Source organism: Allobosea sp. CCNWLY174, from assembly GCF_037120455.1.
Taxonomy (GTDB): domain Bacteria; phylum Pseudomonadota; class Alphaproteobacteria; order Rhizobiales; family Beijerinckiaceae; genus Allobosea; species Allobosea lupini.
In genome coordinates, this window is sequence record NZ_JBBBBQ010000001.1 from 312,655 (window position 1) to 339,189 (window position 26,535).

Consider the following 26,535-nt stretch of genomic DNA (forward strand, 5'->3'; position numbering starts at 1 on the left):
AGAGATCGCGGTCTGGCTGTCTGAAACGCAGCTCTGTCTGCGCAATGCAAAGGCGGCGCTCCGGCGCCGCCTTGTTCGTCTAGTCGGGTGGTTTTGTTGCTGGACGAGCGAGGCAGACCTCCTCAGCAGGCCCGGCATTCGAAGGGCTGAACCTGCGCCCGGCCCTGCAGGATGACGATCCGCTCGGCTGCGCCGCCAGGCCTGACCCGGATCACCCCCTCATCCTCGCATTCGTCGAGGAAATAGGCGGGGAGTCCGGCACGCAGGGCCTTTTCGACCGATTGCTTGCGGAATTGCTTCAGCTTCTCTTGGTTCATGGCGAGCTCCGCTTCACAGGAGGCGATGGCACCCTTTCATCGGGATTTGGGGTGAGGTTCGCTTTCTTCAAGCATGCGCATGGCGCCCACCCGCGCAGAACACGCGCCAGCCCTGTCTCACGACGGAAGCGCAAGACGCGCTCGGCTCTACGATGTCGCCCGAGGCTGGCGCGTACCGGCCCCTCTGCCTAACAATCGTGGCCGGCCGATCACCGGGCCGATCTCACGACGGAGGGCAGTGCCATGCTGGACTGGACCACTTATCGCACCGAGCTGAAGGGCCGCGTCGGTGATTTCGGCAAGGCTGCTCCCGACGCGCTTCGCGGCTATGTCGCGCTGGCCGGCGGGGCGGCGAAGACGAGGCATCTCGACGCCCGCACGCGCGAACTGATCTCGCTCGCCGTCGCCGTCACCACGCGCTGCGACGGCTGCATCACCACCCATGTCGATGCGGCGATCAAGGCCGGGGTCAGCCGCGAGGAGATCGCCGAGGCGCTCGGCGTCGCGATCGCGATGAATGCGGGCGCAGCGCTGGTCTATTCCGCGCGCACGCTCGACTGCTTCGAACAGATGACGACCCCTGCCCCGGCGGCGGCGGCCGAATAACGCCGGCTTCGCCCGAAGGAGCCGTCACCTGCCTCCGAAAGGGCTCATGCGAGCGCCATATTGCCGTGGCAAGTTAGCCTTGGAAGCGCGGAACGCCCCATGGCGTTCCATCGTTTCCTTATCGACCGCAACGGAACCAGGAGGACGAGATGAGTCATACTGGCAAGGCCGAGCGCGAGATCCGCAAGATCGCCTATGCGCTCTGGATGGAAGAAGGGCAGCCGGACGGCCGCGATCACGAGCACTGGGAAGCGGCCAAAGCGATCTGGACCTTCCGCAACCGCAGCGAAGAGACTGTCGATCACGGTGCTGAGGACGAGCTCAAGGGCGAGCGCGCCCGCCGCCGCCAGCAGGAATTGCTGTCCTGACCCAAGCCCTGCGGGGCTGGGGTTCGTCCGCAGCCCTGCCATTCGCTTTCCGCATGATCGCACCGACGACAAGCGGTCGCGACGCACCCACATTGGTGTGGAAGGTATTCGCGGAGGCGAAGCATGACGCAGGATTTGGAGGCTGACCCGATCGAGGTCGTCGAACGGTCCGAGACGGGGCGTTTCGAGCTTGATTTTCCCGGCGGACAGGCCTTCGCGGTCTATCGTAGCGAAGGCGACCGGATCGTCGTGACGCATACCGAGGTGCCGCCGGCGTTCAACGGGCGCGGAATCGGCTCGCAACTGGCCGAGGGCATCTTCAGGATCGCCCGTGCCAGCGGACGGCGCGTGGTGCCGCGCTGCTCTTTCGTCGTCGCCTGGGCGCATCGCCATCCTGACTACCGCGACGTGCTCGCCTGAGGGACCCTCGCCGCTCTCAGCTTGCCTCGCGCCGGCCGATCGCGTTTGAAGGCTCCGTCACGAAACGGGGCCTGCCATGCCGGACGATCTCGCCATCACCGATTTTCCGCTGCGGGCGCGAGACAAGCTCCGCTATGGCGACACCGACCGCCAGGGCCACGTCAACAACGCGGTGTTCTCGACCTTTCTGGAAACCGGACGGGTCGAGCTGATCTATGGCCAGGCCGGTCGGCTGGCCGAGCCGGGAACGGCCTTCGTTCTCGCGCGACTTGAGCTGGATTTCCGGGCGGAGCTGCTGTGGCCGGGCGAGGTCGAGATCGGCACGCGCGTCGCGTCCGTCGGCCGCAGCTCGGTTCGGCTCCAGCAGGCGATCTTCCAGGGCGAGCGCTGCGTCGCCAGCGGGCTTTCTGTGATCGTCCAGATGGACGACGCGACGCGCAAGGCGCGGCCGTTCTCGGATGCTGTGCGAGAGCAGCTAGAACGACTGGCCGCGCCTGCTGCCTGACCGGCGTCACTCTTTCGGCCAGCCGACCAGCTTGGTCGGCGTCCAGCGCGCTATTCTACGCGCGCGCCGTCCCTCCAGCGCTTCGCCGCTGAAATCGCGTGGCTCGGCAGGTCGGGTGAAGCGGGCGCGTTCGTCGAGCGCATCGATGTTGATCGTGCTCCAGGCCTTGCCGGCCTCGGTCATCAGCATGGCGACGTAGACGCCGCAGCGGCGGCAGAGGACGACCTCCGAGGCTTCGAGCCCGAAGCGATAGCGTTGCAGCTCGGCCGGTTCGTGCACGACGAGGCGGGCCTGTGCCCTAGGGTCGGAGACTGTCCGAGCGTTGTGCTTGCGGCAGAAGGAGCACTGGCAGGCGCCGACAACTTCCTCCTCGGGCGGGCGCCGCAGCGTCAATTCGAGCCCGATCGCGCCGCAATGACAGGCGCCGTTCAAGCGATGCGTCATGGGCCCGCTCCTTGTTGCGCACCGTCATATCACAGCAATCATAGGCTGCGATAAAACCCATCAAAACTACTGATTTGGTACCGCATCAAATCGGGGGAACGGAATCGCTCCCGCCGCGTTCGAAGCCAAAATGCGGGAGGTCATCATGAACAGCCTTGTTGCGGCGTCGGCGCTGTTCCTGGCCGGCGGCTTGTCTGTAGTGACCATGGGGGCCGCGCCCCTGCAGGGCGTTCTCAACGATTTCTTCTGGGCGGGCCTGGCGCTATCGGGCTTTCTCGCCATCGTGGGGCTGGAAGCGGCCAGCTGAGGCCCGCTCGCCCCGACTTCTCACATTCCACGTCTGACTTTAGCGCCTAGCTTGCGACGCCTCTCGTGCGCCTAGTCTCGCGCTGGGATGCTATCGTTCCTCGCCAGAGTTCCGTCGAGCATCTTTACGCGGCCCTTATGCCCCCGCCTGCCCTTCCCGCTCGACCGCTTAGCAGGGGCTGCACCACATCTCCGGTCTGAAAACCAGGCTGGAGATCCGTCATGGCCGATATCGTCTTTCTCGCGCTCGGAGCCGGGGCCTTCGCGCTCTTCGGCTGGTACGCAGCGCTGCTGCGCAAGGTCTGACGCCATGGGCCTGACCTTGCTCTATGCCGCCGCAGCCCTCGGGCTCGCGATTTACATGGTCGCCGCGCTGCTGCGCCCCGACCGCTTCTGAACAACACAAAAAAGGAGACCTCGCATGGACTGGCGGGGCTGGGCTGAGATCGTCTTCACGATCGCACTGACAGTGGCCGTGGGCTGGCCGCTCGGCATCTATATGGCGCGCGTCTGGGCGCGCGAGCGTACGCCGCTCGACCTGGTGCTGCAGCCGGTCGAGGCAAGCTTCTACGCCGCACTCGGCATAGACAAGAACAGGGAGCAGAACTGGCTCGGCTATGCCGGTGCCGTGCTCGCCTTCAGCGTGGCCGGCTTCGTGCTGCTCTATGGCCTCCTGCGACTGCAGGGCTTCCTGCCTTTGAACCCGCTGGGCTTCGACGGCCTGTCACCGCATCTCGCCTTCAACACCGCGGTCAGCTTCGTGACCAACACGAACTGGCAGTCCTATGGTGGCGAGACGACGATGAGCAGCCTCAGCCAGATGGCCGGCCTGACGGTGCAGAACTTCGTCTCGGCTGCCGCCGGCCTCGCCGTCGCAGCGGCCGTGGCGCGCGCCTTCGCCGCCGACCGCGGCGAAACGCTCGGCAATTTCTGGGTCGATCTGACCCGCAACACCTTTTATGTGCTGCTGCCGGTCTCGATCGTCACTGCGCTCGCGCTCGTCGCTGCCGGCGTGCCGCAGAGCCTGCTCGCCAATGTCACGGCGAAGACGCTGGAAGGCGCCGACCAGATCATCGCCCTTTTCCCGGTCGCCAGCCAGGAAGCGATCAAGCAGTGGGGCACCAATGGCGGTGGCCTGTTCAACGTCAACTCGGCCCATCCGCTCGAGAACCCCACGCCGCTGACCAACCTGATCGAGGTCGTCTCGCTGAACGCGCTCGCTTTCGGCACGGTCGTCGCGTTCGGACGTGTCGCCGGCGCCCGCAAGGAAGCGCGTGCCCTGCTCTCGGCGATGGTGATCCTGGTCGGCCTCGGCGCCGCTGCGATCTACTCCTCCGAGACGCTGACGCCGCAGCCTGCGATGATCGCTGCCGGCATCACCGATGCGCCCGCCAACATGGAAGGCAAGGAGGTTCGCTTCGGCGCCGCCGCCTCGTCGATCTGGGCGGCGCAGACCACCGGCGCCTCGAACGGCTCGGTCAACGCCATGCACGGCTCGTTCATGCCGCTCGGCGGCGGCGTCGCCATGTTCCTGATCCAGCTCGGGGAGATCCTGCCCGGGGGCGTCGGCTCCGGCCTCTACGGCATGGTGGTGATGGCGCTGCTCGCCGTCTTCGTCGCTGGCCTGATGGTCGGGCGCACGCCGGAATATCTCGGCAAGAAGGTCGAGGCCCGCGAGATCAAGTTCGCCATGCTGGCGGTGCTGATCCTGCCGCTCGCGATCCTCGGCTTCTCGGCCATCGCAGCGGTGCTGCCGGTCGCGCTCGAGGGGCTGCTGAACAAGGGACCACGCGGGCTCACCGAGATCCTCTACGCCTATTCCTCGGCGGCGGGGAACAACGGCTCGGCCTTCGCGGGGCTCACCGCCAACGCGCCCTGGTGGAACACCACGCTCGGCATCGCAATGCTGCTCGGCCGCTTTGCCTACATGGTTCCGGTGATCGCCATGGCCGGCGCCATCGCCGCCAAGCCGAAGCTCGCGCCGACCGCCGGCACGCTGCCGAGCGACAGCCCGCTCTTCGTCGGCCTGCTCATCGGCATCATCCTGATCCTGGGCGGGCTGCAATTCTTCCCTGCGCTCGCGCTTGGGCCGATCGTCGAGCACTTCCAGGTGCTTGCGGCCACTCGTTGAGCCGACAAAGGAACTCCGTCAAATGAGTGTCTCACTCGCCAAATCCAGCGCCTTCAGCCAGGCCATCGTGCTGACCGCGCTGAAGAGTGCCGTCATCAAGCTCGACCCGCGCCGGCTGACCGGCAATCCGGTCATCCTCGCCACCGAGGTCGTCGCCGCGCTCGCGACCGTGTCGGCGGTCGTCGCCATCGCCAATGGCCAGCCCGCCGCCTTCCCGCTCCAGATCGCGATCTGGCTCTGGCTCACCGTCGTCTTTGCCAACTTCGCCGAGGCTATCGCCGAAGGGCGCGGCAAGGCGGCCGCGGACTCGCTGCGTGCCACCCGCGTCACCACCAAGGCCAAGCTGATCATCGACGGCGAGCGCAATGCGATGATCCCGACGCCGGCTCACGAACTCGCGCCTGATGACATCGTCCTGGTCGAGGCCGGCGACGTCATCCCTGCCGATGGCGAGATCATCGAGGGCGTAGCCTCGGTCAACGAAGCCGCGATCACCGGCGAATCCGCCCCGGTGATCCGCGAGAGCGGCGGCGACCGCTCGGCCGTCACCGGCGGCACCACCGTCGTCTCCGACTGGATCAAGGTCCGCGTGACCTCGCGGCCGGGCTCCTCCTTCCTCGATCGGATGATCGCGATGGTCGAGGGCGCCGACCGGCGCAAGACCCCGAACGAGCTGGCGCTCGCCGTGCTGCTCGCCGGGCTGACGCTGGTCTTCCTGATCGCAGTCGTCACCCTGACAGGGCTTGGCGCCTTCTCGGGGGTCTCGCTCGATCCGATGGTCCTGGGCGCGCTCTTCATCACGCTGATCCCGACCACGATCGGCGGCCTGCTCAGCGCCGTCGGCATCGCCGGGATGGATCGGCTTCTGAAAGTGAATGTCCTGGCGACCTCAGGCAGGGCCGTCGAGGCCGCCGGCGACGTCGATACGCTGCTGCTCGACAAGACCGGCACCATCACCTTCGGCAACCGCATGGCGGTCGAGGTCATCCCGGTTCCCGGCGTGCGTCCGGACGCGGCGCTGCGCGCTGCGCTGATGGCTTCGCTCGCCGACGAGACGCCGGAAGGCCGCTCCATCGTCGAACTCGCCCGCAATCAGGGCGTCACCGCTGAAGTCCCGGCGGGGGCGACCACGATCCCGTTCAGCGCCACCACCCGCCAGTCGGGCCTCGACCTCGACGGCAAATCCTGGCGCAAGGGCGCGGTCGACGCGGTGATCAAGACGCTCGACCTCGTCGAGAGCCAGGTGCCGGCGGAACTGCGCCAGGCGGTCGACGGCATCGCCCGCTCGGGTGGCACGCCGCTCGCCGTCAGCGAGAACGGTGCGCTGGTCGGCGTCATCCATCTCAAGGACGTGGTCAAGCCCGGCGTGAAGGAACGCTTCGCGGATCTCCGCCGCATGGGTGTGCGCACGGTGATGATCACCGGCGACAACCCGGTCACCGCCGCGGCGATCGCCTCGGAGGCCGGTGTCGACGACTTCCTTGCCGAGGCGACGCCGGAGGACAAGCTGCGGATCATCCGCACCGAGCAGGCCAAGGGCCGCCTCGTCGCCATGTGCGGCGACGGCGCCAACGACGCCCCTGCCCTGGCCCAGGCCGATGTCGGCGTCGCCATGCAGACCGGCGCGCAGGCGGCGCGCGAGGCCGGCAACATGGTCGATCTCGACAGCGACCCGACCAAGGTCCTGGAGATCGTCGAGGTCGGCAAGCAGTTGCTGATCACGCGCGGCGCGCTCACCACCTTCTCGATCGCCAACGACGTCGCGAAATACTTCGCCATCATCCCGGCGCTGTTCGTCGTCTCGCTGCCGGCTCTGGGCGCGCTCAACATCATGGGCCTTGCGAGCCCGCAGAGCGCCATCCTCTCGGCGGTGATCTTCAATGCTCTCGTCATCGTCGCGCTGATTCCGCTGGCCCTGCGCGGCGTGCGCTACCGGGCGATCGGCGCGGCCAAGCTGCTCTCGCGCAACCTCACCCTCTACGGCGTCGGCGGGCTGATCGCGCCGTTCGTCGGCATCAAGCTGATCGATCTCATCGTCGCCGCCTTCGGGCTCGCGTGATGGTCAGAACAGGACACAGGTCATGATCGCCAATCTTCGCCCCGCCATCGTCTCGATGGTCCTCTTCACGGCCCTGCTCGGCTTTGCCTACCCGCTGGGCGTCACCGGGCTGGCGCAGGCGCTGTTCCCGGCGCAGGCCGGCGGCTCGCTGATCCGCAACGCGTCCGGCGAGATCGTCGGCTCGCGCTGGATCGGGCAGAACTTCAAGGACGAGGCTTATCTGCGGCCCCGCCCCTCGGCTGCCGGCAAGGACGGCTATGATGCCTCGGGCTCGTCTGGCTCCAATCTCGGGCCGCTGAACGAGGACCTTGCCGCCCGCATCAAGGCCGATGCCGAGACTCTGCGCGCCGAGAGCAAGGCGCCGATCCCGGTCGACGCCGTCACCAGCTCGGCCTCCGGCCTAGACCCGCATGTCTCGCCGGCCAATGCGGCCCGGCAAGTTCCGCGTATCGCCGCGGCCCGCAGGGCTCCGGCAGCGGAGGTGCAGGCCGTGATCGCGGCCAACACCGAAGGCTCGACCTTCGGCCTGCTCGGCGAGCCGCGCGTCAATGTGCTCGCCGTCAATTTGGCACTCGACGCGCGCTGGCCGCGCGCTCAACGTTAGGTTCGATGGCAACAGACGAATCCCAGTTCCGTGAGGCAGGGCGGCCCGACCCCGACGCCCTGCTGGCTTCAGCCGGCCGCGGCAAGCGTGGCCGGCTGAAGATTTTTCTCGGCATGGCGCCGGGCGTCGGCAAGACCTACGAGATGCTGACGCAAGGTCGGCGCGCCCAGACGGAGCATGGCGAGGTGCTTGTCGGCGTGGTCGAGACGCACGGTCGCCGCGAGACGGAGGAGCTGCTCGACGGGCTCGAGGTCATGGCGCGCCGGCCGCTCGAGCACCGCGGCCGGCTGATGATGGAGTTCGACCTCGATGCGGCTCTCGCGCTGAAGCCGAGGCTGCTGCTGGTCGACGAGTATGCGCATTCCAACGCGCCGGGCAGCCGCCATCCCAAGCGCTGGCAGGACGTCGAGGAGCTGCTGCAGGCCGGCATCGACGTCTGGACGACCCTCAACGTCCAGCATCTCGAAAGCCTGGTCGACGTGGTCTGGAAGATCACCGGCGTGCGCCAGCGCGAGACGGTGCCGGACAGCGCCCTCAGCCGTGCCGACGAGATCGAGCTGATCGACATCACGCCGACCGAGCTTCGCCAGCGCATGGAGGAAGGCAAGGTCTACGTACCCGAGACGGCGCGGCTCGCCGCCGGCAACTTCTTCAAGCCGGAGAACCTGACCGCGCTGCGCGAGCTCGCCTTGCGCCGAGCCGCTCAGACGGTCGACGACCAGCTCAGCCAGGCGATGAAGCGCGCCGGCGTCGAGGGCCCCTGGGCTGCGGGCGAGCGCATCCTCGTGCTGATCGGACCCGACGCGATGGCCGGCTCGCTGGTGCGGGCGGGACGACGCCTCTCCGACATGATGATGGATGCGCCGTGGACGGTCGCCCATGTCGAGCGGCCCGGCGGGGCGGAGCCCGATTCCGGCCGCGGCGCCCATCTGGCTGAAGCGCTGAAGCTCGCCGAACAGCTCGGCGGCGCCAGCGTCGTGCTGAATGGCGACGATCTCGTCGGCGCCGTGCTCGACTATGCGCGCCGCAACAACGTCACCCAGATCGTCGTCGGCAAATCGCATCGCAAGGGCTGGCGCGGCTGGTTCCATCGCTCGCTCGCGCCGGAATTGCTGAAGGCGCAGAACGGTGCGGCGCTACACATCATCACCGAGGTGACGAGCGGCCCGGTTCAGCCTGCGAGCCCGAACACGTCGCCCGCCAGATTCAGCTGGCTCGCCCATCTCGGCGCGATCGCCATGGTCGGGCTCGTGATCGGCCTCGCCGAGCTGATCGACAAGCGGGTCGAGAACGTCAACCTCGCCATGCTGTTTCTGGTCAGCGTGCTCGGTGCCGGTCTCGCCTTCGGCTTGTGGCCGGCGGTGACGGCGGCGGCGCTCGCGGCCTTTGCCTACAACTTCTTCTTTCTGGAGCCGCGGCTGTCCTTCTGGATCGGCCACCCGGCGGATGTCCTGACCTTCCTCGTCTTCTTCGCGGTGGCGCTGACGACGGGCGGCCTGACCGGGCGCATCCGCGACCAGGCCAAGGCGACGGCGCGGCGCGCCTCGGCGATCACGGCCCTGCTCGCGGCCAGCCGCCGGCTCTCGGCCGCGGCGCGGCGCGAGGACGCCGCCGCTATCCTGGCCGAGCAGGTCTCGGCTGCGACCTCCGGCAAGGTCGTGGTGCTGCTTCCTGTCAATGGCGAGATCGCTCCCGCCGCCGGTGCCCCTGAGCTCGAAGCGCTTTCGACCGCCGACATGACCGCGGCGCGCTGGACCTGGAGCCGCGGCGAGCCGGCCGGGGCCGGTACCGGGACCTTGCCCAATGCGGCCTGGACCTTCCGGCCGTTGCAGGGCGTGCGGGCCCGTTCAGGCGTCGTCGGGTTCGAGCCGAAGGCGCTGGCGACGGCCGAGAACGCGCGCTTCGCAATGGCGCTGCTCGACCAGGGCGCGATTGCGATCGAGCGGGCCGAGCTCGCCGCTGCGGCTGTCGATGCCGAGGCGCTGCGCCGCAGCGACCGGCTGCGCTCCGCCCTCCTCAACTCGGTGAGCCATGATCTGCGTACGCCGCTCGCCACCGTGCTCGGCTCGGCGACGACGCTGATCGACTATGGCGAGGGTATGAAGGCGGCCGTGCGCGACGACCTCCTGCTCTCGATCCGCGAAGAGGCCGAGCGCCTGAACCGCTATGTCGGCGATCTGCTCGACATGACCAGGCTCGAAGGCGGGGCGCTGGTGGCGCGGCGTGACTGGATCGACGTCCGCGACGTGATCGCATCGGCGCTATCGCGCATTTCGCGCCGGCTCGGCCAACGCCGGGTCCAGCGCGACTTCCCAGCCGAACTCTCGCTCGTCAGGGCCGATGCCGGGCTGCTGGAGCAGGTGCTGGTCAACATCCTCGAGAACGCCATCGCCTATAGTGAGGACGGTGCCCTGATCGAGGCGGCCGCCTATGAGGATCGCGGCAATGTCGTGATCTCGATCGAGGATGAGGGTCGCGGCATCCCGACCGCCGAGCTGGAGCGCGTCTTCGAGAAGTTCCGGCGGCTGGAGGAATCGATCGATCGCGGTGGCGAGCGCGGCAAGGGTGCTGGCCTCGGCCTCGCCATCGCCAAGGGCTTCGTCGAAGCCATGGGCGGGCGCATCGCCGCCGCCAGCCCGATCCATGACCGCCCGGACGGCAGCAAGGGCGGCACCCGCATCCTGATCAGCCTGCGCAAGGACGCCGCGGGTGGAGAAACCAAGTCATGACCGCCTTTCGCCCGCGCATTCTCGTCATCGACGACGAGCCGCAGATCCACCGTTTCCTCGGCCCGGCGCTCGACGCCGCCGGCTACGAGCCGATCCGCGCCGACGACGCCACGACCGGCCTGCGCGAGATCGCCCGCAAGCCGCCTGATGCCGTCGTGCTCGATCTCGGCCTGCCCGACATGGACGGCAAGGAGGCGCTCGCCAAAGCACGTGCCTTCTATGACGGGCCGGTGATCATCCTCTCGGCCCGCGATCGCGAGACCGAGAAGATCGACGCGCTCGACGCCGGCGCCGACGACTATGTAGAAAAGCCCTTTGGCGTCGGCGAGTTGCTGGCGCGCCTGCGCGTCGCGCTGCGCCATCGCCTCGAACGCCAGGGCTCGGAGCCGGCGCTGCAGGTCGGCGATGTCGAGATCGACCTGGTCAACCGCCGGATCAGCAAGGGCGGTGCTCCCGTGAAGCTTTCGCCGAAGGAATACGACCTCTTCGCCTGCCTGGCGCAGGGCAATGGCCGCGTGCTGACCCATAAGCAGATCCTCACCGCGGTCTGGGGCCCGGCCCATGAGCACGACGTGCAGTATCTGCGCGTCTTCGTCGGCCAGCTCCGGCAGAAGCTCGAGGACGATCCGGCCGAGCCGAAGCTGATCGAGACCGAGCCGGGGGTGGGGTATCGGCTCGGCGGGCTGGTGTGAGGCTTCGTAAATCCACGCATCAATCTGGCTGTCATCCCGGACAAGCGGTGAAGCCGCGCCGATCCGGGATCCATTCCGGAGCTTGTCCGAAAGAGGTTCCGGAATGGGTCCCGGGTCTCCCTGCGGTCGCCCGGGACGACACGCGCAATATGGATCGCGACAGCATGATTTTTTCCGCTCGGCCTGTTGTCGGGACAGCCCGAAGAGAGATTTCCTCTTTTTGAACGGGAATAAGAAAAATCACACTACCTCGCGTGAATTGATGCTCGAACGCCCGTGCCTTATGTAAAACGTTCGGAATAGCGAACGTAGCGAGCATCATTCATGGCTGCCGCCAAGCGCCCTGCCCTGCCGGTTATCCTGCTGGCCAACGACCTGCTCGATGGCGATGTCGTCTTCGCGGCCGGCGATGCGACTGGCCTGCACTGGTCGCGTGATCCTGGTGCCGCGCTGGTCGGCGATGACGATGCGACCGCCGACCGGCTCGACGCCTTCGCCGCCGCCGAACTCGGCAACCAGCAGGTCGTCGATGCCTATCTGGTCGATGTCGCGATCGAGGACGGCGTGCCGGTGCCGCGCCACTACCGCGAGCGGATGAAGACGACCGGCCCCAGCATCCGGCGCGATCTCGGCAAGCAGGCCGAACTGCCGCTCGCCCCAGCTTTCCTGAGAGCCTGACGCATGTATCGCTACGATGAATTCGACGAACGCTTTGTCCGCGAGCGCGTCGCGCAGTTCCGCGATCAGGTCGGCCGCCGGCTGAACGGTTCGCTGACCGAGGACGAGTTCAAGCCGCTGCGCCTGAAGAACGGCGTCTATCTGCAACTGCATGCCTATATGCTGCGGATCGCGGTTCCCTACGGCACGCTGTCGTCGAAGCAGATGCGCCAGCTCGCGCTGATCGGCGAGCGCTATGACCGCGGCTACGGCCATTTCACCACACGCACCAATTTGCAGTTCAACTGGCCCAAGCTGCGCGACATCCCGGATATTCTCGACCTGCTCGCCGATGTCGAGATGCATGCGATCCAGACCTCGGGCAATTGCATCCGCAACGTCACGGCCGACCATTTCGCCGGCGTTGCCCAGGACGAGGTCGAGGACCCGCGCCCGACCGCCGAGCTGATCCGGCAATGGTCGAGCCTGCATCCCGAGTTCGATTACCTGCCGCGCAAGTTCAAGATCGCGGTCACCGGCGCCGAGCACGACCGCGCCGTGATCAAGGCGCACGATATCGGCCTGCGCATCCTGCGCCATCCCGACACGCACGAGATCGGCTATGAGGTCATCGTCGGCGGCGGCCTCGGCCGCACCCCGATGATCGGCAAGGTCGTGCGCGAGTTCCTGCCCAAGGCCGACCTGCTCGCCTATCTCGAGGCGATCATGCGGGTCTACAATCTCGAAGGCCGGCGCGACAACAAGTACAAGGCCAGGGTCAAGATCCTCGTCCACGAGATCGGCACGGAGGAGTTTTCCCGCCGCGTCGAGGAGGAGTTCGCCAGGCTCGACGGCCCCTCGGTCAATGCCGATCCGGCTGAGGTCGCGCGGATCGCCGCCTATTTCGCGCCGCCGGCCTACGAGACGCTGCCGGCGACCAGCGGTGCCTTCGAGGCGGCCAGGGCCGGCAATCCCGATTTCGCCCGCTGGGTCGAGACCAACCTCACGCCGCATCGCCAGCCGGGCTATGCCGCTCTCACGATCTCGCTGAAGCCGATCGGCGCGCCCCCCGGCGATGCCACCAGCGAGCAGATGCGCGTCGTCGCCGACCTTGCGGATGAGTTCTCGCTCTCCGAGATCCGCGTCACCCACGCGCAGAACCTCGTCCTGCCGCATGTGAAGCTGTCGGACCTGTTCGCGGTCTGGCAGCGCCTCGGCGCGGCCGAACTCGCGACGGCCAATGCCGGGCTGATCACCGACATCATCGCCTGCCCCGGCCTCGACTATTGCGCGCTGGCGACGGCTCGCTCGATCCCGATCGCGCAGGCCTTGGCGCAGCGCTTCGCCGACCCCGTCAGACAGAAGGAGATCGGTGTGCTCAACATCAAGATCTCCGGCTGCATCAATGCCTGCGGCCATCACCATGTCGGCCATATCGGGATTCTCGGGCTCGAGAAGCGCGGCATCGAATCCTACCAGATCACCCTCGGCGGCGACGCGACCGAGAACGCCGCGATCGGCGAGATCCTCGGCCCGGGCCTCGCCGCCGAGGAGGTGCCGGATGCGATCGAGCGCATCGTCTCGGTCTACCTGGCGCAGCGCCAGGCCGGCGAAAGCTTCATCGACAATGTTCGCCGCCTCGGCCTCGCGCCGTTCAAGGCGGCTTTCCAGGACACCAACCGGGAGGTCAGCCATGCCGTTGCTTGATCGTCACGGCGCCAAGACCGAAATCTGGACGCGCAGCGAAGGCGCAGCGATCGACAACATCTCGCACGCGCTGGTCGATTGGGCGGCGCTGCCGGAAGCGCTGGCGCAGAAGACGCGCGACCAGCGCATCGGCGTCGTCATCCCCAACACAGTGCGCATTCCCCAGCTGAAGCTCCTGATGCGCCAGCTCTCGCTGATCGCGATCAGCTTTCCCTCCTTCGGCGACGGGCGCGGCTTCAGCCTGGCGCGGCTGATCCGCAATCACGGCTTCACGGGCACCCTGCGCGCCAGCGGCCCACTGATCGCGGACCAGTTCGCCTATGCCATCGCCTGCGGCTTCGACGAGGTCGAGCTGCCCGAGGCGAGCGCGGCGCGCCAGCCCGTCGAGCAATGGGTCAATGCGCTCGGCCAGATCAGCCATGGCTATCAGCGCGGCTATGGCGACAGCGGCAACATCCTCGACCGGCGCCGTTCGGCCCGGCTGAAACATGTCGCGGCGGGCTGAGACGATGCACGGTTCGGCCCAATCGAGCCTGCGCCGGCCCGCCGACCGCCATAGCGACGATGAATGGGAGGAGGCCATGCTGAGCGATATCGACCGTGCCATCGGCCAGTCTGTTTCCGCACCGCGCGAGCGCTGGTTCGATCTTTGCTTCCGGCTTATCATCCTGGTGCTTGCCGGCCTGTGGCTGTTCGTGCCACCTGCGGGCGACAGCCGATTGCCCCCCGATGTGAAGGCCGCAGCGACGCAACGATGAGCGCAAGACGCCCGGAGACAACCGCCGCGCGCCGGATCGACCGGCTCGCCACCCTGCCGCTCTTCCACAAGCTGGAAGGGCGCAAGGTCGTGCTCGCGGGCGCGAGCGAAGGGGCGCTCTGGAAGGCGGAACTGCTCGCCGCCGCCGGCTCCGAGCTGCTTATCCTCGCCGGCGATCAGCCTGGAGTCTTCGGTGGCCTCGCTGCCGACCCGCCGGCCGGCTCGGTGACGGTGTTGCCGCGCGCCTGGCAGGCGGATGATCTCGATGGCGCTGCGCTCGCCATCGCCGATATCGACTCGCTCGAGGAAGCCAAGGCCTTCGTCGCCGCAGCCCGGCAAAACGGCGTCCCGGTCAATGTCGTCGACAAGCCCGAGTTCTGCGATTTTGCCTTCGGCTCGCTGGTCAACCGCTCGCCGCTCGTCATCGCGATCTCGACCGACGGCGCCGCTCCCGTCTTCGGCCAGGCGATCCGCGCCAAGATCGAGGCGTTGCTGCCGGCGGGCCTCAAGGCCTGGGCGCAGGCCGCACATGACTGGCGCCCGATGGTCAAGGCGCGCGAGCTTTCGTTCCCGCTGCGCCGCGATTTCTGGGAACGCTTCACCAGCCGGGCTCTGGCCGAGCCGCAGCGCCAGCCCGACGAGAACGATCGCCGCGATCTCGCGAGGGTGCTCGACGATATCGAGCGCGGCGGCACGCCGAACGGCCGGGTCACGCTCGTCGGCGCCGGTCCTGGCGATCCGGAACTGCTGACGCTGAAGGCGATCCGGGCGCTGCAGAGCGCCGACATAATCCTCTATGACGACCTCGTCTCGGCAGGCGTGCTCGAGCTTGCCCGGCGCGAGGCCAAGCGCATGCTGGTCGGCAAGCAGGGCTACGGCCCGGCGGTGAAGCAGGATGACATCAATGCGATGCTCGTCTCGCTCGCCGGCCAGGGCAAGCATGTCGTCCGCCTGAAGGGTGGTGACCCCGGCATCTTCGGCCGTGCCGGCGAGGAGATCGAAGCCTGCCACCGTGCCGGCATCCCGGTCACGATCGTGCCCGGCATCTCGGCGGCGCAGGGCGCGGCCGCCTCGCTTGGTCTCTCGCTCACGCATCGCGATCATGCCCGTCGGCTGCAGTTCGTTACGGGTCATGCCCGCGACGGCAAGCTGCCGCAGGATCTCGACTGGAAGGCGCTTGCCGACCCCGCCGCAACCACGGTGCTCTACATGGCGCGCGCTACGCTGCCGCTGTTCCGCGAGAAGGCGCTCGCGGCGGGGCTCGACCCGGCTACGCCCGCTGTTGCCGTGCTCGGCGCAACCACCCCGACTGAAATGCGGATCGCGAGCACGATCGCGCACCTGCCGGAGCGGCTGGGCGAGCTTCCGAGCAAGGGGCCAGTCCTCGTGCTGATCGGTCACGCCATGGGCGCCGCGCTGCCGGCTGCATCCAGCGGCAACCTGGCGCACGGCTGACGTGAACCAAACCGCCGGAGATGCGTTTTCTCTCTGGCGCGAAAAGTTTGGAAGGGCTCTACTGCCTCCGCTAGTTGAGCCATGACCGCCAATTCAGTACGTTCTGTTTGTTTTTCAGAACAGTTTTTTGAGCCGTTCACGCGGTTTTCTGAACTGTCCGACACGGAGCACTGAGATGACGCGACAGAGACTTCACCGCTTGCTGCAAGCCGGTCTGGCGCTCGGGGCCTTTGCCGTTTGCTTCGGCGTGATCGGCGGTGCGCGCGCGCAGACCGAGCTGCTCAACGTCTCCTATGATCCGACCCGCGAGCTCTATCGGGAGATCAACGCGGCCTTCATCGCCGACTGGAACGGCAAGAACGCCAAGAAGATCGGCACGATTCGGCAGTCGCATGGCGGCTCGGGTGCCCAGGCTCGCACCGTCATCGACGGCCTCAATGCCGACGTGCTGACGCTGGCGCTCGCCGGCGACATCGACGCCGTCGCCGAGCGCTCGAAGAAGCTGCCGCTCGACTGGCAGAAGCGGCTGCCGCAGAACTCCTCACCCTACACCTCGACCATTGTCTTCCTCGTCCGCAAGGGCAATCCGAAGGCGATCAAGGACTGGGGTGACCTGGTGAAGCCCGGCGTTCAGATCATCACGCCGAACCCGAAGACCTCGGGCGGGGCGCGCTGGAACTATCTCGCCGCCTGGGCCTATGCCGAGAAAGCCTTCAACAAGGACGAGGCCAAGGTCCGCGACTATATCGGGAAGCTGCTCAGCAACGTCCCGGTGCTCGACACCGGCGCGCGCGGGGCGACCACGACCTTCACCCAGCGCGGCATCGGCGACGTCTTCCTGTCCTGGGAGAACGAGGCCTTCCTGGCGCTGAAGGAGTTCGGCGAGGACAAGTTCGACATCATCGTGCCCTCGCTCTCGATCCTGGCCGAGCCGCCGGTTGCGATCGTCGACGGCAATGTCGATACCAAGGGCACCCGTGCCGAGGCGCAAGCCTATCTCGAATTCCTCTACACGCCGAAGGGCCAGGCTATCATCGCCAAGAACTACTACCGCCCTCGCAATCCGGAAGCTGCCGACCCCAAGGACATCGCCCGATTCCCGAAGGTCGAGCTCGTCACCATCGACGAGAGCTTCGGCGGCTGGGCCAAGGCGCAGCCCACCCATTTCGGTGACGGCGGCACGTTCGACCAGCTCTACAAGCCGGCGCGCTGAGCATGACGGCGGCAGTCTCCCGCTGGCGCGAGCCCAGCATCCTGCCAGGCTTCGGCCTGGCGCTGGGTATTACCGTAACGGCCCTGTCGCTGATCGTGCTGATTCCTCTGGCCGCGCTCTTCATCAAGGCGGCGAGCGCCGGCCCGGCCGACATCTGGGCGGTGGCGACCTCGCCGCGGACGCTGGCCGCGTTGAAGCTCTCCTTTTTCGGAGCCTTCTTCGCCGCGGCAGTGAATGCCGTCTTCGGGCTGATCCTGGCCTGGGTGCTCGTCCGCTATGATTTTCCGGGCAGGCGCCTGATCGATGCGGCGGTCGACCTGCCTTTCGCCCTGCCGACGGCCGTCGCCGGTATCGCGCTCGCGGCGATCTATGCGCCCAATGGTTGGGTCGGCAGCCTGCTAGCCCCCTACAACATCAAGGTCGCCTATACGCCGCTCGGCGTGATGGTGGCGCTGATCTTCATCGGGCTGCCCTTCGTCGTCCGCACCATCCAGCCGGTCTTGGAGGAATTGCCTGCCGATATCGAGGAGGCGGCGGCGCTGCTCGGAGCCAGCCGCTGGCGCACCGTTTTCTCCGTGCTGCTGCCGCCGGTGCTGCCGGCCCTGCTGACTGGCTTCGTCCTCGCCTTCGCGCGTGCCGTCGGCGAATACGGCTCAGTCATCTTCATCGCCGGCAATGTGCCGATGGTCTCCGAGATCGCACCCTTGCTGATCGTGATCCGGCTGGAGCAGTTCGACTATGCCGGGGCGGCCGTGGTCGCGACGATCATGCTCCTGCTCTCGTTTTCGCTGATCCTGCTCGTCAACCTGATCCAGGCGCGCGCCCGCCGGAGGTTCGGGGATGTCTGACGCCAGCCTGCCCTATCAGATCGAGGACCTCGCGCCCGCCCGCGCCGCAAGGCGCGTCAAGGGCGAATCCCGCATCGTCCAGTTCGTGCTGGTTGCGATTTCGCTCCTCTTCCTTAGCCTCTTCCTGTTCCTGCCGCTGATCTCGGTCTTCGTCGAGGCCGGGGCGCGTGGCTGGCACGCCTACCGTGAGGCGATCCTCGAGCCGGATGCCTTGGCGGCGATCCGGTTGACCCTGCTCATCGCGGCAATCGCGGTGCCGTTCAACGTGATCATCGGCCTGGCGGCCGCCTGGGCGATCGCCAAGTTCGAATTCCGCGGCAAGAGCCTGCTGATCAGCTTCATCGACCTGCCCTTCTCGGTCTCGCCGGTGATCTCGGGTCTGGTGTTCGTGCTGCTCTTCGGCGCGCAGGGCTATTTCGGCCCCTGGCTCGCGGCCAACGACCTCAAGATCATCTTCGCCGTGCCGGGCATCCTGCTGGCGACGATCTTCGTCACCTTCCCCTTCGTCGCGCGCGAACTGATCCCGCACATGCAGTCGCTCGGCTCGGCCGACGAGGAGACGGCGCTGACCTTGGGCGCCTCGCCCTGGCGCACCTTCTTCACGGTGACGCTGCCGAATGTGAAATGGAGCCTGTTCTACGGCGTGCTGCTCTGCAATGCCCGCGCCATGGGCGAGTTCGGCGCGGTCGCCGTCGTCTCGGGCAAGATCCGCGGCGTGACCACGACCATGCCGCTGCATGTCGAGATTCTCTACAACGAGTACATGGGCGCCGCCGCCTTCGCCGTCGCCTCGCTGCTAGCGGGCCTTGCCCTCGTCACGCTCGTCCTAAAAAGCGTCCTGGAGTGGCATTTCGCCGACGCGATCGCCGCCAGCCGCCGTCACTGAGTGGAACAGCCCATGTCGGTCGCCGTCACCATCGAAAGCGTCGAGAAGCGCTTCCAGAACTTCCCCGCCCTGCGCGGCGTCTCGCTCGACATCCAGCCGGGCGAACTCGTCGCGCTGCTCGGTCCCTCCGGCTCGGGCAAGACGACATTGCTGCGCGTCATCGCCGGGCTGGAACAGGCCGAGCGCGGCCGCGTGCTCTTCGGCGAGACCGATACCCGCGAGCTGTCGCTGCGCGAGCGCCGGATCGGCTTCGTCTTCCAGCACTATGCGTTGTTCAAGACGATGAGCGTCGCCGAGAACATCGCCTTCGGCTTGAAGTCGCGTCCGCGCGCCGAACGGCCGAGTTCGGCCGAGATCAAGAAGCGCGTCTCCGATCTTCTGGAACTCATCCAGCTGCCGGGCCTCGAAAAGCGCTATCCGAGCCAACTCTCGGGCGGCCAGCGTCAGCGCATCGCGCTCGCCCGGGCGCTGGCAATCGAGCCGCGCGTGCTGCTGCTCGACGAGCCTTTCGGAGCCTTGGACGCCAAGGTCCGCAAGGATTTGCGCGCCTGGCTGCGCGAGTTGCACCGGCACACCGGCCATACCACCGTCTTCGTCACGCACGACCAGGAGGAGGCGTTGGAGCTCGCCGACCGGGTCGCGATCCTGCATGACGGCCGGCTCGAGCAGGTCGGCTCGCCCGACGATGTCTACGACCATCCGGCGACGCCCTTCGTCTGCCAGTTCCTGGGCGACGCCAACCATCTGCCGGTCAAGGTCGTCGGCAGCCAGGCCTTCTTCCAGGACCGGCCGGTGTTGGGCGGTCTGCGCCAGAATCAGGGCGGCCCGGCCTCGCTCTATGTCCGGCCGCAGCATTTGCGCATCGTCGATGATGCGCCGCTCGCTCTGCCCGGTGTCGTCGAGCATCTGCGCCGGAACGGGCCGCTGCGCCGCGCCGAAGTCGCCGTCGAAGGGCTGCCAAAGCGGCTCGACGTCGACCTCGCCAGTCAGGTCGCGCCGGCGATCGGCGAGCGGATCCGGCTGCGCATCACGCATGGCAACCTCTTCGCCGCGGCCTGATGCCGCCCTCGCTTTTCGCGCACCGGGCGGGTTATCCCTGTCGCCTGACATGTTCTGACGACAGGAGATGGCCATGAAGGCGCGAGCGAAATGGGTCGAGGGCATGGCCTTCCTGGGTGAAGCCGGCAGCGGCCATGCAGTGGTCATGGACGGTGCGCCTGAATATGGCGGCCGCAATATCGGCATTCGGCCGATGGAGATGCTGCTGATCGGGCTCGCCGGCTGCACTGGCTTCGACGTCGTGCAGATCCTGAAGAAGGGCCGCGAGGCGGTGACCGGCTGCGAGGTCGAGGTCGAGGCGGAGCGCGCGACCGAGGACCCCAAGGTCTTCACCAAGATCCACCTCGCCTATCGCATCAGCGGCCGCGGCCTGTCGCAGGCCAAGGCCGAGCGCGCCGTCACATTGTCGAAGGAAAAGTACTGTTCCGCTTCGATCATGCTGGGGGCGACCGCGCAGATGAGCACCTCGCTCGTGGTCATCGAGGAACTGCAACAGGAGGCCGCCGAATGACGGACATCCCGACCTCGGGGCTGGTATCGCCCAACGTCCTGGCCGGAGCGCTGGGTTCGCCCGATCTCGTCATCATCGATATTCGTGCCGCCGCCGAGGGCGGGCGCCAGGCCTTCGAGGCCGGCCATATCCCCGGTGCCGTGCACAGCGACTACGCCGCCGACGGCTGGCGCGCCAAAGTCGGCAATGCGCCGGGCATGCTGCCGCCGCTCGACCATCTCGCCGAACTGGTGGGGCGGCTCGGCGTCACTCCCCCGAGCAAGGTGGTGATCGTCCCCGCCGGGCTCAGCGCCAGCGATCTTGCCGCCGCGACGCGCGTCTACTGGACGCTGAAGCTGATCGGCCACGGCCAGCAGGCCATCCTCGACGGCGGCTTCGACGGCTGGCGAACCGCGCCCGGCCTGCGGGTCGAGACCGGTCCGTCCAGGCCGGTGCCGGCCTCGCCTTACCCGGTGGTCGTGCAGCAGAAGCTCAGAAGCACCGCCGACGCCACGCTCGTTGCTTCGCGCAGCAAGCTGGCGACGCTCGTCGACGCTCGTTCGGCCAGCTATTTCGAGGGACAGGAAAAGGCGGCGGAGGCCGCGCGCGCCGGGCGCATTCCCGGCGCCGTCTCGCGCGACTATTCGGCGGCCTTCGACCCTTCGACCGGGCGGTTCAAGCCTGCCGGAGAGCTCGGCACGTTGTTCGGCCCGGTGCCGAACGGCCCGGTGATTTCCTATTGCAACACCGGCCACACTGCGTCGCTGAACTGGTTCGTGATGTCGGAGCTGCTCGAGCGCGAGGAGGTCTCGCTCTACGATGGCTCGATGACCGACTGGACACAGGACCCGGAGCGGCCAGTCGAGGTGGGGGCAGACTAGCCGCACTCGATCAACCTCCGCGTCATTCCGGACAAGCCGCGCGAGCGGCGCAGCTCCGGAATCCATCGTCGAGCGCCGGGCCTTACGATGGATTCCGGCGTTCCGCTTCGCTCCAGCCGGAATGACGAGGCAGATTGAACAAGATCGGGGCGGCCTCGTTCCACATTTGCAAATTCGTCCAAAAAGGATCAAAGGAAGCGCCAACGCGCCGGCCTTGCCGCCCCCTTCCCTTGCTCCGTATTTCAGAGTCCCGCCGCCGATGAACGCCGTCGCGCCGAAAATCTCGTTCGTCTCTCTCGGGTGCCCCAAGGCGCTCGTCGATTCCGAACGCATCATCACCTCGCTGCGCTCGGAGGGCTATGAGCTCAGCAAGAGCCATGCGGGCGCCGACGTCGTCATCGTCAACACCTGCGGCTTCCTCGATAGCGCCAAGCAGGAATCGCTGGAGGCGATCGGCTCGGCTATGGCCGAGAACGGCAAGGTCATCGTCACCGGCTGCATGGGCGCCGAGCCCGAGCAGATCCGCGACGCCTTCCCGAACCTGCTCGCGATCACCGGCCCGCAGGCCTATGAGAGCGTGGTCTCGGCCGTGCATCAGGCCGTGCCGCCCAAGCACGACCCCTTCATCGACCTGGTGCCTGACCAGGGCATCAAGCTGACGCCGCGGCATTACGCCTACCTAAAGATCTCAGAGGGTTGCAACAACCGCTGCAGCTTCTGCATCATCCCCAGGCTGCGCGGCGACCTGGTCTCGCGGCCGATCGGCGATGTGCTCCGCGAGGCCGAGAAGCTGGTCAAGGCCGGCGTCAAGGAACTGCTGGTGATCTCGCAGGACACCAGCGCCTACGGGCTCGACATCAAGTATGCGCCGTCGATGTGGAAGGATCGCGAAGTCCGCACCCGCTTCTTCGAGCTGGCGCGCGAGCTCGGGCAGATGGGGGTCTGGGTGCGGATGCACTATGTCTACCCCTATCCGCATGTCGACGAGGTCATCCCGCTGATGGCGGAGGGCAACGTGCTGCCCTATCTCGACATTCCGTTCCAGCATGCCTCGCCCTCGGTGCTGAAGGCGATGCGCCGGCCGGCCCATCACGAGAAGACGCTGGAGCGGATCCGGACATGGCGCGAGATCTGCCCGGACCTCGCCATCCGCTCGACCTTCATCGTCGGCTTCCCCGGCGAAACCGAGGAGGACGTCGACTTTCTGCTCGACTGGCTGAAGGAAGCGAAGCTGGAGCGGGTCGGCTGCTTCAAATACGAGCCGGTCAAGGGCGCGACCGCCAATGATCTCGGCCTGCCGCTGGTCGACGAGGGCGAGAAGGAGGCGCGCTGGCATCGCTTCATGAAGACGCAGGCCGAGGTCTCGGCCCGCATCGTCAAGGGCCGTGTCGGCAAGCGCATTCCGGTGATCATCGACGAGGCCGGGCCGACAGTCGCCAAGGGCCGCTCGAAATGGGACGCCCCGGAGATCGACGGCAATGTCTATGTCTCGAGCCGGCGGCCGCTGCGGCCAGGCGATATAGTCACCGTGAAGATCGAGCGCGCCGACGCCTACGACCTGCACGGCATGGCGGTCTGATCAGGCAAGCGCAGCCGACACAGTCCGCGGCATGCGGCGCGGTTCGGTCACTCGGCCGACGCGGGGACGCGACGACTTCTCGAAGACGACCTGGGCATCGCTGATCTGGGTGGCGAACTGCAATGTCGGACGGGCGGAGAGCTGCGCCTGGAGCGCCATCGCGACAATGACGAAGGAGAGAGCGAAACCAACGCGGCGAAGAAGCGGGGACATGACGTAGGGACCAGGGATCTTGTTGTTGGTCCCGCTTTGCCGGCTCCAGGTGCGCTTTCGCTTTCAGGTTTCGGAATTTTCGATTTTCTTGCTCCCTCTACGTCAGGGAGTTGGCGCGGACGCTTCCCTGCGAGAGATGGCGCGACGCTTTCGACCGAGCCGTCCGAGCCACCAGCCGAAGCGCTGCGCCGCCATGGCGACGGCCAGTGCGTAGCCGAGCAGCGCCAGCATCCAGCCGGCTGCCTGCAGGCTGAGCGCGCCGAGCACCAACGCCGAGCGCCCGAGCAATCTGAGAGTTGCGCGCACGGTCGACGGCTTGGCCGCCGCGAGCTTCGCGGCCCGGCCGACATCGCCGGCGTCCTCGGCGACGGCGAGCACTTGGCGCAAGCCGCGCTGACCTGTCCGGGCATAGAGCGCGCCGGCGTCCTGGCCGAGCGCGGTGAAGCGCGCCAGCGCTGCGGGCCGGACGATGCCACCTGCCGCCGTTTTTGCTGCCGCAAGGTCCAGGCGGGCTGCTGCGCCGAGGCTCGCCGTCAGGGCCGGCCGGTCGATGGCGCCGGTGGCCATGCGGCCGAGATTCGCGGTCAGCACGGGGGAAAGCAGCTTTGCCTTGCTCGCCGCCTTGACGGCACTGACGCCGCCCCGGGCCGGAAGGCCACCTCCGAGACTGACCCAGGTTGCGGCGCTGATCGCCAGGCCGACAGCGGCGAGCACCAACACTGTCTCGTCGATCGTCTCGCCAGCCGCCAGCCTGCTGCCTTCGCGGGCGAGATCGCGGAGATCGCCGAAGCCGCTGATATCGCCGACCAGCGCACCGGCGAAGGCGGCCTCGCTCTCGCGCTCACCCGCGACGAAGCCGTAGCCGAAGTCGGAGACGGCCCGCCTTAGCGCAGTCTCGTGCAACACTTCGATCCGCGCGATGCGTTCTGGTGCGACGGCGATCCCGCGCTCGGCTGCCAGCGCGACGAAACTCTCGGCGAGGGGAAGATCGCCGGTCGTCACCGCCAGGTCGACCTCATGGGCGATGCGATCCTGCGTCGCGACGCCGGGGAGGCGCAGCCGCGACAGCTCGGTGGGATCGTCCTGCGCCTGCTGGAGGCGCCAGCCCTGCAAAGCCGGCGGAGCGATCACGGCTCCGCCAACTGCGAGAGCCAGAACGAGGCTCGACGAAACGATGACCCTGTGAATGCGCAAGCGGCATACCTGAAACGGAAACGGTCCGGCCACCCGGCCGGACCGCAATTCACCTAACCTTTGATTCAGGCGGAAATTGCGCCGCCGCTACGGCACGATCACCGTCGAGCCGGTCGTGCCGCGCCCTTCCAGCGCGCGGTGGGCGTCGGCGGCGTCCTTTAGCGCGAAGCGAGCGTTGATCGCGACGGCGACCTTGCCGGAGCCGACGGCCTCGAACAGGTTCTTCGCCATCGCGACCAGCGTCTCACGGTTGGCGGTGTGCGTGTTCATCGTCGGGCGGGTGACGTAGAGCGAGCCCTTCGCGGCGAGGATGCCGAGATTGAAGGCCTCGACCGCGCCCGAGGCATTGCCGAAGCTCGCCAGCAGGCCGAACGGTCGCAGCGAATCGAGCGAGCCCATGAAGGTGTCCTTGCCGACGCCGTCATAGACGACGTTGCAGAGCTTGCCGCCGGTGATCTCCTTGACCCGCGCCGGAACGTCCTCGTCGCGGTAGAGGATGACATGGTCGGCCTTGTTCGCCTTGGCGAGTTCGGCCTTCTCCTTGCTGCCGACCGTGCCGATCACGGTCGCGCCGAGCGCCTTACCCCATTGGCACAGGATCGAGCCGGTGCCGCCGGCCGCAGCATGGACCAGGATCGTGTCGCCGGCCTTCACCGGATAGGTGCGATGGAGCAGGTATTCGGCAGTCAGCCCCTTCAGCAGCATGCTGGCGGCGGCCTCGTAAGAGACGTTGTCGGGCAAGGCGACGACGGCCGAGGCCGGAACGATGCGCTCCTCGGCATAGGCGCCGTGGGCGGCGACGACGGCGATGCGGTCGCCCGGCTTGAACTCGGTCACGCCGGGGCCGACCGCGAGCACGTCGCCGGCCGATTCATTGCCGAGCGTGAACGGCAGCGGCGCCGGATAGAGGCCGGTGCGGAAATAGGTGTCGATGAAGTTGAGGCCGATGGCGCGGTTGCGGATCAGGATTTCGCCCGCCCCCGGTGCCGGCAGGCTGATCTCCTCCAGTTGCAGAACCTCGGGGCCACCGGTCTTGTGTACGCGGATTGCTTTCGCCATGGCGATCATCTCCTCCTGTCGATGGCGCCGACGATAGGGACTTGCCCTGCTTGGGCGCAACGGCCGCGCCGCATTCGCGACCGGCATTCGACGCCGGGCGTGCTGGCGAATTTGCATAGACGGCGCTGTCCTGCGGCAAGCGTGCGCTCGCCAGCGGCGCCGGCATGGGTTACCGAAAGGCCATGACGGACCAGCAGCATTGCGACATCGCGATCGTCGGGGCGGGCGCGGTCGGGCTCGCGGCGGCGCTCGCGCTCGCCGCCGCCGGGCGGCAGGTCGCGCTGTTCGGGCAGGCCAGCGCGCCGCGCGATGGCCGCACGGTCGCTCTTCTCGACGGCTCGTGGCGATTGCTCGAAGCGCTTGGCCTGACGGAAACGCTAGACACAGTCGCGGCGCCGCTTGCGGTCATGCGTATGGTCGATGACACCGGCAGCCTGTTTCGGCAGCCGCCGGTCGAGTTCAAGGCGGCCGAGCTCGGGCTGCCGGCCTTCGGCTGGAACATCGAGAACGCCGCGCTGGTCGCGGCGATGGCCGCGAAGGCGGCCGCCGAGCCACGCATCCGCATGATCCCGCAGGCAGTGACGCAGATCACGGCGGGCGCCGACAGCGTCCGTCTGGCGGGTGACGGCTTCACGCCTGTCGCGGCCCGCCTCGTCGTCGGCGCCGATGGCCGCAAGTCGCGGGTCCGTGAGGCTGCCGGCATCACGACGCGCGACTGGAGCTATCCGCAGGTGGCGCTGACGGCGATCCTGAGCCATCGCCGCGAGCATCGGGACGCATCGACCGAATTCCACACCCGCTCGGGGCCCTGCACGCTGGTGCCGATGCCCGGCCGGCGCTCCTCGCTGGTCTGGCTGGTCGAACCGACTGAGGCCGAGCGGATCGCCGGGCTCGATGATTCTGCGTTCGCCCAGGCGGTCGAACGCCGGACCCATTCGATCCTCGGCGCGCTCACGGTTGCAGGCCCGCGCGGGCGCGTGCCGATGGGCGGCCTGTCGGTCGATCGGTTCGCGGGTGGGCGCATGGCGCTGATCGGCGAAGCCGCGCATGTCTTCCCGCCGATCGGGGCGCAGGGGCTCAATCTCGGCCTGCGCGACGTCGCGGCCCTGCGCGATGCCGTCGCCGGCGCTGACGATCCCGGCGAGCTTGCGGCGCTGTCAGCCTATGATCGCTCGCGCCAGGCCGATGTGCGCCTGCGCACCGGCGCTGTCGATGCGCTCAACCGGACCCTGCTGACCGACCTGCTGCCGGCCGACCTGATGCGTGGCGCCGGGCTGCTGGCGCTGTCGCGCATCGCACCCTTGCGCCGCCTGGTCATGCGCCAGGGGCTGGCCGGCGGCACTGCGGCGGGCTGAA

The 26,535-nt window shown here is 67.6% G+C and carries 29 protein-coding genes; 24 read left to right on the forward strand and 5 right to left on the reverse strand.

Annotation, left to right across the window (positions count from 1 at the left end; all coding sequences use genetic code 11):
• Positions 1 to 122 precede the first annotated feature (122 nt).
• On the reverse strand, positions 123 to 317 hold the full coding sequence (locus V7S63_RS01500; RefSeq protein WP_091828920.1) for a hypothetical protein: 195 nt from the start codon (positions 315 to 317) through the stop codon (positions 123 to 125).
• A 243-nt stretch (positions 318 to 560) separates the two neighbouring features.
• Between V7S63_RS01500 and V7S63_RS01505 the strand changes: the two genes are divergently transcribed.
• The 4 genes from V7S63_RS01505 (at position 561) to V7S63_RS01520 (ending at position 2,216) form a co-directional block, all read left to right on the forward strand.
• A complete protein-coding gene (locus V7S63_RS01505; protein ID WP_336528971.1) occupies positions 561 to 923 on the forward strand; it encodes a carboxymuconolactone decarboxylase family protein in 363 nt (120 codons plus the stop codon).
• Positions 924 to 1,072: 149 nt separating this feature from the next.
• A complete protein-coding gene (locus V7S63_RS01510; protein WP_336528972.1) occupies positions 1,073 to 1,291 on the forward strand; it encodes a DUF2934 domain-containing protein in 219 nt (72 codons plus the stop codon).
• Positions 1,292 to 1,414: 123 nt separating this feature from the next.
• Complete coding sequence (locus tag V7S63_RS01515; protein WP_336528973.1) at positions 1,415 to 1,711, forward strand: GNAT family N-acetyltransferase; 297 nt, start codon at positions 1,415 to 1,417, stop codon at positions 1,709 to 1,711.
• 76 nt (positions 1,712 to 1,787) lie between these two features.
• Complete coding sequence (locus V7S63_RS01520) at positions 1,788 to 2,216, forward strand: acyl-CoA thioesterase (protein WP_336528974.1); 429 nt, start codon at positions 1,788 to 1,790, stop codon at positions 2,214 to 2,216.
• 6 nt (positions 2,217 to 2,222) lie between these two features.
• Here V7S63_RS01520 and V7S63_RS01525 read toward each other — a convergent pair whose 3' ends face one another.
• Entirely contained in the window at positions 2,223 to 2,660 is a 438-nt protein-coding gene (locus tag V7S63_RS01525) for a GFA family protein (RefSeq protein WP_336528975.1), read from the reverse strand.
• A 145-nt stretch (positions 2,661 to 2,805) separates the two neighbouring features.
• Between V7S63_RS01525 and V7S63_RS01530 the strand changes: the two genes are divergently transcribed.
• From V7S63_RS01530 to rimO, 19 genes are all read left to right on the forward strand, one after another.
• Positions 2,806 to 2,967 carry a hypothetical protein gene (locus V7S63_RS01530; protein WP_158673321.1) on the forward strand — a complete coding sequence of 54 codons (162 nt, stop codon included), beginning with the start codon at positions 2,806 to 2,808 and terminating at the stop codon, positions 2,965 to 2,967.
• 309 nt (positions 2,968 to 3,276) lie between these two features.
• Positions 3,277 to 3,363, forward strand: coding sequence for a K(+)-transporting ATPase subunit F (kdpF, locus tag V7S63_RS28725; protein ID WP_126116082.1), 87 nt, complete (start codon positions 3,277 to 3,279; stop codon positions 3,361 to 3,363).
• 24 nt (positions 3,364 to 3,387) lie between these two features.
• A complete protein-coding gene (kdpA, locus tag V7S63_RS01535) occupies positions 3,388 to 5,097 on the forward strand; it encodes a potassium-transporting ATPase subunit KdpA (protein WP_336528976.1) in 1,710 nt (569 codons plus the stop codon).
• Between the two features lie 22 nt (positions 5,098 to 5,119).
• Entirely contained in the window at positions 5,120 to 7,156 is a 2,037-nt protein-coding gene (kdpB, locus tag V7S63_RS01540; protein ID WP_336528977.1) for a potassium-transporting ATPase subunit KdpB, read from the forward strand.
• Positions 7,157 to 7,178: 22 nt separating this feature from the next.
• Positions 7,179 to 7,760: a potassium-transporting ATPase subunit KdpC gene (gene kdpC / locus V7S63_RS01545; protein WP_336528978.1), complete on the forward strand. Its 582-nt coding sequence runs from the start codon at positions 7,179 to 7,181 to the stop codon at positions 7,758 to 7,760.
• A gap of 5 nt (positions 7,761 to 7,765) precedes the next feature.
• Complete coding sequence (locus V7S63_RS01550) at positions 7,766 to 10,489, forward strand: sensor histidine kinase (RefSeq protein ID WP_100960370.1); 2,724 nt, start codon at positions 7,766 to 7,768, stop codon at positions 10,487 to 10,489.
• The gene (locus V7S63_RS01555) at positions 10,486 to 11,181 is read left to right on the forward strand and encodes a winged helix-turn-helix domain-containing protein (protein ID WP_336528979.1); all 696 of its coding nucleotides are present in this window, start codon (positions 10,486 to 10,488) and stop codon (positions 11,179 to 11,181) included. The genes V7S63_RS01550 and V7S63_RS01555 overlap by 4 nt, the downstream gene beginning before the upstream one ends.
• Before the next feature lie 324 nt (positions 11,182 to 11,505).
• On the forward strand, positions 11,506 to 11,859 hold the full coding sequence (locus V7S63_RS01560; protein WP_336528980.1) for a DUF2849 domain-containing protein: 354 nt from the start codon (positions 11,506 to 11,508) through the stop codon (positions 11,857 to 11,859).
• A 3-nt stretch (positions 11,860 to 11,862) separates the two neighbouring features.
• Positions 11,863 to 13,545: a nitrite/sulfite reductase gene (locus V7S63_RS01565; RefSeq protein ID WP_336528981.1), complete on the forward strand. Its 1,683-nt coding sequence runs from the start codon at positions 11,863 to 11,865 to the stop codon at positions 13,543 to 13,545.
• On the forward strand, positions 13,532 to 14,050 hold the full coding sequence (locus tag V7S63_RS01570; protein WP_091828956.1) for a DUF934 domain-containing protein: 519 nt from the start codon (positions 13,532 to 13,534) through the stop codon (positions 14,048 to 14,050). The genes V7S63_RS01565 and V7S63_RS01570 overlap by 14 nt, the downstream gene beginning before the upstream one ends.
• A 4-nt stretch (positions 14,051 to 14,054) precedes the next feature.
• Positions 14,055 to 14,303, forward strand: a complete 249-nt coding sequence (locus V7S63_RS01575) for a hypothetical protein (protein ID WP_158673320.1) — start codon at positions 14,055 to 14,057, stop codon at positions 14,301 to 14,303.
• Positions 14,300 to 15,757, forward strand: coding sequence for a siroheme synthase CysG (gene cysG / locus V7S63_RS01580; RefSeq protein ID WP_336528982.1), 1,458 nt, complete (start codon positions 14,300 to 14,302; stop codon positions 15,755 to 15,757). The genes V7S63_RS01575 and cysG overlap by 4 nt, the downstream gene beginning before the upstream one ends.
• A 175-nt stretch (positions 15,758 to 15,932) precedes the next feature.
• Positions 15,933 to 16,970 carry a sulfate ABC transporter substrate-binding protein gene (locus V7S63_RS01585; RefSeq protein ID WP_100960361.1) on the forward strand — a complete coding sequence of 346 codons (1,038 nt, stop codon included), beginning with the start codon at positions 15,933 to 15,935 and terminating at the stop codon, positions 16,968 to 16,970.
• Between the two features lie 2 nt (positions 16,971 to 16,972).
• Positions 16,973 to 17,818, forward strand: coding sequence for a sulfate ABC transporter permease subunit CysT (gene cysT / locus V7S63_RS01590; protein ID WP_091828968.1), 846 nt, complete (start codon positions 16,973 to 16,975; stop codon positions 17,816 to 17,818).
• Positions 17,811 to 18,704, forward strand: coding sequence for a sulfate ABC transporter permease subunit CysW (gene cysW / locus V7S63_RS01595; RefSeq protein ID WP_336528983.1), 894 nt, complete (start codon positions 17,811 to 17,813; stop codon positions 18,702 to 18,704). Before cysT ends, cysW begins: the two co-directional genes overlap by 8 nt.
• Before the next feature lie 12 nt (positions 18,705 to 18,716).
• Positions 18,717 to 19,763: a sulfate/molybdate ABC transporter ATP-binding protein gene (locus tag V7S63_RS01600; protein WP_336528984.1), complete on the forward strand. Its 1,047-nt coding sequence runs from the start codon at positions 18,717 to 18,719 to the stop codon at positions 19,761 to 19,763.
• A gap of 73 nt (positions 19,764 to 19,836) precedes the next feature.
• A complete protein-coding gene (locus V7S63_RS01605) occupies positions 19,837 to 20,274 on the forward strand; it encodes an OsmC family protein (RefSeq protein ID WP_336528985.1) in 438 nt (145 codons plus the stop codon).
• Complete coding sequence (locus tag V7S63_RS01610; RefSeq protein ID WP_336528986.1) at positions 20,271 to 21,134, forward strand: sulfurtransferase; 864 nt, start codon at positions 20,271 to 20,273, stop codon at positions 21,132 to 21,134. The genes V7S63_RS01605 and V7S63_RS01610 overlap by 4 nt, the downstream gene beginning before the upstream one ends.
• A 259-nt stretch (positions 21,135 to 21,393) precedes the next feature.
• Positions 21,394 to 22,713 (forward strand): 30S ribosomal protein S12 methylthiotransferase RimO, encoded by a 1,320-nt coding sequence (gene rimO, locus V7S63_RS01615; protein ID WP_336528987.1) that lies wholly within the window; start codon positions 21,394 to 21,396, stop codon positions 22,711 to 22,713.
• Here rimO and V7S63_RS01620 read toward each other — a convergent pair whose 3' ends face one another.
• The 3 genes from V7S63_RS01620 to V7S63_RS01630 form a co-directional block, all read right to left on the reverse strand.
• Positions 22,714 to 22,926 carry a hypothetical protein gene (locus V7S63_RS01620; RefSeq protein ID WP_336528988.1) on the reverse strand — a complete coding sequence of 71 codons (213 nt, stop codon included), beginning with the start codon at positions 22,924 to 22,926 and terminating at the stop codon, positions 22,714 to 22,716. It lies immediately after the preceding gene.
• A gap of 102 nt (positions 22,927 to 23,028) precedes the next feature.
• Entirely contained in the window at positions 23,029 to 24,057 is a 1,029-nt protein-coding gene (locus tag V7S63_RS01625) for a hypothetical protein (RefSeq protein WP_336528989.1), read from the reverse strand.
• A gap of 150 nt (positions 24,058 to 24,207) precedes the next feature.
• On the reverse strand, positions 24,208 to 25,179 hold the full coding sequence (locus V7S63_RS01630) for a quinone oxidoreductase family protein (protein ID WP_336528990.1): 972 nt from the start codon (positions 25,177 to 25,179) through the stop codon (positions 24,208 to 24,210).
• Positions 25,180 to 25,361: 182 nt separating this feature from the next.
• Between V7S63_RS01630 and V7S63_RS01635 the strand changes: the two genes are divergently transcribed.
• The gene (locus tag V7S63_RS01635; protein WP_336528991.1) at positions 25,362 to 26,534 is read left to right on the forward strand and encodes a UbiH/UbiF family hydroxylase; all 1,173 of its coding nucleotides are present in this window, start codon (positions 25,362 to 25,364) and stop codon (positions 26,532 to 26,534) included.
• The last annotated feature ends 1 nt before the right edge of the window (position 26,535 follow it).

Coding starts and splice junctions, on each gene's coding strand:
- V7S63_RS01505 (WP_336528971.1), top strand. CDS start 561: ATGCTGGACTGGACCACTTATCGCACCGAGCTGAAGGGCCGCGTCGGT.
- V7S63_RS01510 (WP_336528972.1), top strand. CDS start 1,073: ATGAGTCATACTGGCAAGGCCGAGCGCGAGATCCGCAAGATCGCCTAT.
- V7S63_RS01520 (WP_336528974.1), top strand. CDS start 1,788: ATGCCGGACGATCTCGCCATCACCGATTTTCCGCTGCGGGCGCGAGAC.
- V7S63_RS01525 (WP_336528975.1), bottom strand. CDS start 2,660: ATGACGCATCGCTTGAACGGCGCCTGTCATTGCGGCGCGATCGGGCTC.
- rimO (WP_336528987.1), top strand. CDS start 21,394: ATGAACGCCGTCGCGCCGAAAATCTCGTTCGTCTCTCTCGGGTGCCCC.
- V7S63_RS01515 (WP_336528973.1), top strand. CDS start 1,415: ATGACGCAGGATTTGGAGGCTGACCCGATCGAGGTCGTCGAACGGTCC.
- V7S63_RS01565 (WP_336528981.1), top strand. CDS start 11,863: ATGTATCGCTACGATGAATTCGACGAACGCTTTGTCCGCGAGCGCGTC.
- cysG (WP_336528982.1), top strand. CDS start 14,300: ATGAGCGCAAGACGCCCGGAGACAACCGCCGCGCGCCGGATCGACCGG.
- V7S63_RS01635 (WP_336528991.1), top strand. CDS start 25,362: ATGACGGACCAGCAGCATTGCGACATCGCGATCGTCGGGGCGGGCGCG.
- kdpF (WP_126116082.1), top strand. CDS start 3,277: ATGGGCCTGACCTTGCTCTATGCCGCCGCAGCCCTCGGGCTCGCGATT.
- kdpC (WP_336528978.1), top strand. CDS start 7,179: ATGATCGCCAATCTTCGCCCCGCCATCGTCTCGATGGTCCTCTTCACG.
- V7S63_RS01550 (WP_100960370.1), top strand. CDS start 7,766: ATGGCAACAGACGAATCCCAGTTCCGTGAGGCAGGGCGGCCCGACCCC.
- V7S63_RS01605 (WP_336528985.1), top strand. CDS start 19,837: ATGAAGGCGCGAGCGAAATGGGTCGAGGGCATGGCCTTCCTGGGTGAA.
- V7S63_RS01575 (WP_158673320.1), top strand. CDS start 14,055: ATGCACGGTTCGGCCCAATCGAGCCTGCGCCGGCCCGCCGACCGCCAT.
- V7S63_RS01610 (WP_336528986.1), top strand. CDS start 20,271: ATGACGGACATCCCGACCTCGGGGCTGGTATCGCCCAACGTCCTGGCC.
- kdpA (WP_336528976.1), top strand. CDS start 3,388: ATGGACTGGCGGGGCTGGGCTGAGATCGTCTTCACGATCGCACTGACA.
- V7S63_RS01500 (WP_091828920.1), bottom strand. CDS start 317: ATGAACCAAGAGAAGCTGAAGCAATTCCGCAAGCAATCGGTCGAAAAG.
- cysW (WP_336528983.1), top strand. CDS start 17,811: ATGTCTGACGCCAGCCTGCCCTATCAGATCGAGGACCTCGCGCCCGCC.
- V7S63_RS01630 (WP_336528990.1), bottom strand. CDS start 25,179: ATGGCGAAAGCAATCCGCGTACACAAGACCGGTGGCCCCGAGGTTCTG.
- V7S63_RS01620 (WP_336528988.1), bottom strand. CDS start 22,926: ATGTCCCCGCTTCTTCGCCGCGTTGGTTTCGCTCTCTCCTTCGTCATT.
- kdpB (WP_336528977.1), top strand. CDS start 5,120: ATGAGTGTCTCACTCGCCAAATCCAGCGCCTTCAGCCAGGCCATCGTG.
- cysT (WP_091828968.1), top strand. CDS start 16,973: ATGACGGCGGCAGTCTCCCGCTGGCGCGAGCCCAGCATCCTGCCAGGC.
- V7S63_RS01585 (WP_100960361.1), top strand. CDS start 15,933: ATGACGCGACAGAGACTTCACCGCTTGCTGCAAGCCGGTCTGGCGCTC.
- V7S63_RS01560 (WP_336528980.1), top strand. CDS start 11,506: ATGGCTGCCGCCAAGCGCCCTGCCCTGCCGGTTATCCTGCTGGCCAAC.
- V7S63_RS01600 (WP_336528984.1), top strand. CDS start 18,717: ATGTCGGTCGCCGTCACCATCGAAAGCGTCGAGAAGCGCTTCCAGAAC.
- V7S63_RS01570 (WP_091828956.1), top strand. CDS start 13,532: ATGCCGTTGCTTGATCGTCACGGCGCCAAGACCGAAATCTGGACGCGC.
- V7S63_RS01555 (WP_336528979.1), top strand. CDS start 10,486: ATGACCGCCTTTCGCCCGCGCATTCTCGTCATCGACGACGAGCCGCAG.
- V7S63_RS01530 (WP_158673321.1), top strand. CDS start 2,806: ATGAACAGCCTTGTTGCGGCGTCGGCGCTGTTCCTGGCCGGCGGCTTG.